The 5347-nt window shown below is 76.7% G+C and carries 5 protein-coding genes; 2 read left to right on the top strand and 3 right to left on the bottom strand.

Annotation, left to right across the window (positions count from 1 at the left end):
• Window positions 1-124: 124 nt before the first annotated feature.
• Entirely contained in the window at window positions 125-670 is a 546-nt protein-coding gene (locus ABD317_RS32990; RefSeq protein ID WP_344294898.1) for a hypothetical protein, read from the bottom strand.
• 175 nt (window positions 671-845) lie between these two features.
• Here ABD317_RS32990 and ABD317_RS32995 point away from each other — a divergent pair, with 175 nt between their 5' ends.
• Together ABD317_RS32995 and ABD317_RS33000 are read left to right on the top strand one after the other, a co-directional pair.
• A complete protein-coding gene (locus tag ABD317_RS32995; RefSeq protein WP_344294900.1) occupies window positions 846-1502 on the top strand; it encodes a response regulator transcription factor in 657 nt (218 codons plus the stop codon).
• Complete coding sequence (locus tag ABD317_RS33000; protein ID WP_425582499.1) at window positions 1499-2752, top strand: sensor histidine kinase; 1254 nt, start codon at window positions 1499-1501, stop codon at window positions 2750-2752. Before ABD317_RS32995 ends, ABD317_RS33000 begins: the two co-directional genes overlap by 4 nt.
• Before the next feature lie 31 nt (window positions 2753-2783).
• Here ABD317_RS33000 and ABD317_RS33005 read toward each other — a convergent pair whose 3' ends face one another.
• Entirely contained in the window at window positions 2784-3917 is a 1134-nt protein-coding gene (locus ABD317_RS33005) for an LOG family protein (RefSeq protein WP_344294902.1), read from the bottom strand.
• Window positions 3918-3926: 9 nt separating this feature from the next.
• Window positions 3927-5108 carry a serine hydrolase domain-containing protein gene (locus ABD317_RS33010; RefSeq protein ID WP_344294904.1) on the bottom strand — a complete coding sequence of 394 codons (1182 nt, stop codon included), beginning with the start codon at window positions 5106-5108 and terminating at the stop codon, window positions 3927-3929.
• Window positions 5109-5347: the final 239 nt, after the last annotated feature.

A 5347-nucleotide genomic window follows, 5' to 3' on the forward strand; every position in this document is an offset into this window, starting at 1 on the left:
GGCGCGGCGGCCCCGGCGGCGGACTTCGCGGGGTCCGGCTCCTGCCGGGCGGCGCCGGGGTCCGGCGCCCGGCGGGACTTCGCGGGGTCCGGCTCCTGCCGGGCGGTGGCGGGCCGCGCGTTCATCAGCCCTCCCTCTCGTTCGTGGAGCTTTCACCCTCGCCCGCCGGCAGCAGCTTTTTGCACGCCTGCTCCGCCCCGTCGTAGTCCGGGTCCTGCTCGATCGCGCCGTCCACCTGCAGCCCGCCGCCCGGTACCGGATCCGGGAAGTCCGCCACCCCGTTGTTGCGCATGCACCGCGCATACCTCCGCAGCTTCTTCTCCAGCTCCTTGCTGATCGGGTCGTCCTTCGAGGACGTCGCCGGGTCGTACTTCCGGCACGCCTCCATGGCCCGGTCCGCCACCGCCTCGTCGACGCCGTCCATGTTCAGGGCGACGCCCTGCCCGGGCTCCGGGTCCTCGACGTCCACGCCGTTCCTCCGCAGGCACCGCGCGAACTGCAGCATCTGCTCGTCGAGGTCCTCCGCGACCGGTTCCCGGCCCCCGCCGTCCTTCTTCTCGCCGCCCGCCGAGGCCACCTCGTCCCCGCCGACGTCGGAGCCGCAGCCGGTCAGGGCCAGGGCGAGCGCCAGCGGCAGGGCCGCGAACGCGGTGCGCGTACGTCGTCGCATCGTCGTCTCCGCTCGTGTCGTCGGCACCGGCCGGACGCCGGCGCCGCGCGGCCGATGCAACGGGACGGCGCGTTTCCCGGCTGTTTCCGCCGTACGGCCGCGGTTCCTGACGGCGAGGAAACGCGTCGTTCGGCACGATGGCCCCGAACCCGCCCAGCCGGAGGGAGGCCGTGACATGAGGGTGCTGGTCGCCGAAGACGAGCCGGTGCTCGCCGACGCCGTCGGCGCGTGGCTGCGCGCCGGGGCGCACGCCGTCGACATCGCGTACGACGGGGCCGCCGCGCTGGAGCGCGCCGCCGTCCACGACTACGACGTCGTCGTCCTCGACCGCGACCTGCCCGCCGTGCCCGGCGACGACGTCTGCCGCCGCCTCGTCGCGGCCGGCTCGGCCGCGCGGGTGCTGATGCTCACCGCCGCCGGCGACGTCGCCGACCGCGTCGCCGGCCTCGGGCTGGGCGCCGACGACTACCTCACCAAGCCGTTCGCCTTCCCCGAACTCGCCGCCCGGGTACTGGCGCTCGGCCGCCGCGTCCGGCCCGCCGCGCCGCCCGTGCTGCGCCGCGCCGGGATCGCCCTGGACCCGGCCCGGCACGAGGTCGTACGCGACGGCCGCTACGTGCCGCTGTCCCGCAAGGAGTTCGCCGTCCTCGCCGAACTGCTGCGCGCCGAAGGCGCCCCGGTCTCCGCCGAACACCTGCTGGAGAAGGCGTGGGACGAGCACGCCGACCCGTTCACCGGCGCGGTGCGCCTCGCGGTCCTCAAGCTGCGCCGCAAGCTGGGCGAGCCGCCGGTCGTCGAGACCGTCACCGGCGTCGGATACCGCATCCCGTGACCGGCCCGCGCAGGACGCTCCGGCCGCGGCGCTTCACCCTCCGCGCCCGGCTGACGCTCGTCTACGGTGCCATGTTCCTGGCCGCCGGCGCGGTGCTCCTCGGGCTGACGTACGTGCTGTTCAACGCCCGCCTCGGCGGCGGAACGCTCAACAGCAGCTCCACCGGGCCGTCCGCGGCGCCGCCCGCCGAGGCGTCCGCCGCGCCGACCGCCGCCCCGGGCACTCCGTCCGGCGCCCCCGGCCCCGGCCCGGACCCCGGGCCCGTCCACGAGCGGTTCACCGACAGCCGGGAGGAGGCCCTGCGCGACGCCGCCGGCAACTCCCTCCTCACCCAGGGCGGCATCGCCCTCCTCGTCGTCGGCGCCGCCGCGGCCGGCTTCGGCTGGCTCGTCGCCGGCCGGGTCCTCGCCCCGCTGCACCGGGTCACCGACACCGCCCGCCGCATCGCCGACGCCCCCGCCGCCGGCCGCGGGCTGCACGAGCGCATCGCGCTCGCCGGCCCCGACGACGAGGTCAAGGAACTCGCCGACACCTTCGACACCATGGTCGAGCGCCTCGACCGCTCCTTCGACGGCCAGCGCCGCTTCGTCGCCAACGCCTCCCACGAGCTGCGCACCCCGCTGACCATCGGCCGCGTCCTGGTCGAGACCGCCATGCACCGGCCCGCCGCCTCCGCCGACGTCACCCGCCTGGGCGAGGACCTGCTGCAGATCAACTCCCGGCACGAGCGGCTCATCAGCGGGCTGCTGCTCCTCGCCACCTCCGAGAACGAGATCACCGAGCGGCACCCCGTCGACCTCGCCGACATCGTCGAGCACGTCGTCGCGCAGACCGCGCCCGCGGCGGCGCGGGACGGGATCGAGGTGACGGCGCGGACCGCGGAGGCGTGGACGGCCGGCGACGCGCTGCTGCTGGAGCGGCTGGCGCACAACCTCGTCGAGAACGGCGTCCGCCACAACTCGGGCACCGGCGGGCACGTCCGCGTCACCTGCGGAACCCGGGCCGGCGGCGGGGCGGAGCTGGCGGTCGCCAACAGCGGCCCCGCCGTGCCCCCGTACGAGATACCCGCCCTCTTCGAGCCCTTCCGCCGCCTCGGCGGCGACCGGCTGGCGGCCGGCGGCGGCGCCGGGCTGGGGCTGTCGATCGTACGGGCCGTCGCCCGCGCTCACGGCGGGGACGCGGCGGCCCGCCCCCGCACCGGCGGCGGGCTGACGGTCACGGTGACGCTGCCGCCCGACGGCTCCGGCTAGCCCGCCGCCCCGCCCCGCCTGCCGCCCCGGGCTAGCCCGCAGCCCCGAGCCGCAGCAGCGCCTCCGGCGCCTCGGCCGCCGAGTCGACCAGCGCGATCCGCGGCGCCATCGACCGGCCCGCCGCCAGCGCCGACAGCAGCTGCCACGCCGGCAGCCGCGCCGACCAGTGGCCGCGGCCCACCAGCACCATGGGGCGCGGCTCGCCGCGCGACTCGTAGTAGTTGGGCGTCGCCGCGTCGAAGATCTCCTGCACCGTGCCCGCCGCGCCCGGCAGGAACACCACGCCGGCCGTGCTGCGGGCCAGCAGCCCGTCCTCGCGCAGCGCGTTCGCGAAGTACTTCGCGATGTGCCCCGCGAAGGCGTTCGGCGGCTCGTGGCCGTAGAACCAGGTGGGGATGCCGATCGAGTCGCCGCCGCCCGGCCACCGCTCCCGTACCGCGAACGCCGCCTCGGCCCACTCCGTGACCGGGGGTACCGCCCAGGCCGAAGGCCCTGGGGGAGGGGAGAACGACGGCGCCTTGCCCAGCATGCGGACCGCCTCCGCCAGCATCGCGTCGTCGAACTCCGCCGCGTACGCGCCCAGGTTGGCCGCCTCCATCGCGCCGGGACCGCCGCCGGTGGCCACGTCGAACCCGGCGCGCACCAGCGCCCGGCCCAGCTCGGCCGCGCCCGCGTACTCCTCGCCGCCGCGCTGCAGGGCGTGCCCGCCCATGACGCCGACGACGGGCCGGCCGGCGCGCAGCCGCTCGTCCAGCGCGTTGGACATCGACTCGTCGTGCATGCCCCGGATCACCGCGGCGAATATGTCGTGCTCGGCGCGGGTGCGCTGGAACCAGGCGTACGAGCGGGCGTCGGGCGTCTCCTCGTACCCCCGCGCCAGGCCCGCGAACAGCTCGTCCGGGGTGTACAGCGCGCCCCGGTACGGGTCGAACGGCAGATCCGGCACCACGGGGAAGACCAGCGCGCCGTCGCGCTGCACGCGCCGCGCCGCCTCCTCGGCTATCGCGCAGCCGAGGAACACGGCGCCGTGCACGTCCGCGGTGAGCAGCAGCCGCGTGCGGCCCGTCAGGTCGACGGACTGCACGCGGAAACCGCTGATGGAGCCGGAGCCGACGGCGGCGTCGAACTCGGCGAGGGACTCGATCTCGAACGGCGAGTGCGGCATGCGCCCACCCTACGGGCGGGCGCGCACCCGTTCGGCGATTCCGGTCGTCAACTCCCGGTCCATGGCCGGCAGGTCCCACCGCCCGTCGCGCATGGCGCCGCTGCTGATCCAGAACACCAGCGTGCCGTCGTCCAGGAAGCGCGCGACGCGGCCGGCGGACCAGTCGTTGCCGCCGTCGTGGGTGGCGACGGGGGCGCCGTCGAGGTCGAGCAGGCTCCAGCCGTAGCCGTAGAAGGAGCCGCCGCCTTCGCCTTCGGAGACGTACCGCGTGAACAGCAGGGACCTCGCCGCGCCGCCGAGGACGCGGTCGCCGAGGAGGGCACGGTGCCAGCGGAGCATGTCGCGGGCGGTGGAGAGCATGCCGCCGTTGCCCCGGAGATTCCAGTACGGGCCGTCCGCGGCCCAGGGGTGGTCCAGCGGGGTGCCCTGCGGGCGGCCGGCGCGGTCGTACTCGACGGCGATGCGCCCGCGGTCCCAGCCGGGCAGGACGTAGCCGGTGTCGGTCATGCCGGCGGGGCGGAAGAGGCGTTCGGCCAGGTACCTCTCGTAGCCGGTGCCGGACGCCTCCTCCACGACCGCGGCGAGCAGGCTGTAGCCGGTGTTGGAGTACGCGTAGGTCTCACCGGGCCGCGACCGCAGCGGGGCGGCGAGGGCGCCGGAGACCAGCTCGGCGCGGGAGACGGGGTCGTAGTCGTCGCCGAGGGATTCGGGCAGGCCGGCGGTGTGGGTGAGCAGGTGGTGCAGGGTGATGCCGCGCTTGTCCGCGGGCACCCCGTCGACGTACCGGGCGAGGGGGTCGGCGACGTCGAGCCGGCCCTCGGTCTGCAGCTTCACGATCGCGGCGGCGGTGAACTGCTTGGTCATCGACGCGATGTCGTACACGGTGCCGCACCCGGCGCGCGTGCCCTCCGCCGGGTCGGCCAGGCCGCGGCCCGAGCAGACCACCCGCGCGCCGCCGCGGGCGGCGACGACGGTGCCGGGGGCGCCGTCGGGCCAGACCCGGTCGAGATACTTCTCCACGGCCCGGGCGGCGGGGTGGTCCTTCGCGGCGGCCGGGGTGCCGGCGGTGCCGCTGTCGCGATCGTGGTCCCGGCCCGTCCCGCACGCGGCCATGGGCACGAGCACCAGCAGCCCGAGCAGGGCGGCGAGGAACCGGCGGGCGGGGAGGTACAGGTGTCCGTACGTCGTCATGCCCGGAGGCTAGGCAGCGGGCACCGGCCGGGTCGTCACGCCGGCGAGCGAACCGCGGGCGCTCGGGCGGGGGACGGGCGGACCCCTCGGCGGGGGGAGGGACGCACCGGTGCGCTGCCGAGGGGAGCGGGCGGGGGAGGGGCCAGGGCCGGGCCGTTCCGCGGCGGGCCGGCTCAGCCGAGCGCTCGCGCGCACCACGCGGGCCGCGCGCGGAGCCGGGGCCGGGTGCCCGCTGCCAC

The sequence above is a fragment of the Streptomyces synnematoformans genome, from assembly GCF_039531005.1.
GTDB lineage: Bacteria > Actinomycetota > Actinomycetes > Streptomycetales > Streptomycetaceae > Streptomyces > Streptomyces synnematoformans.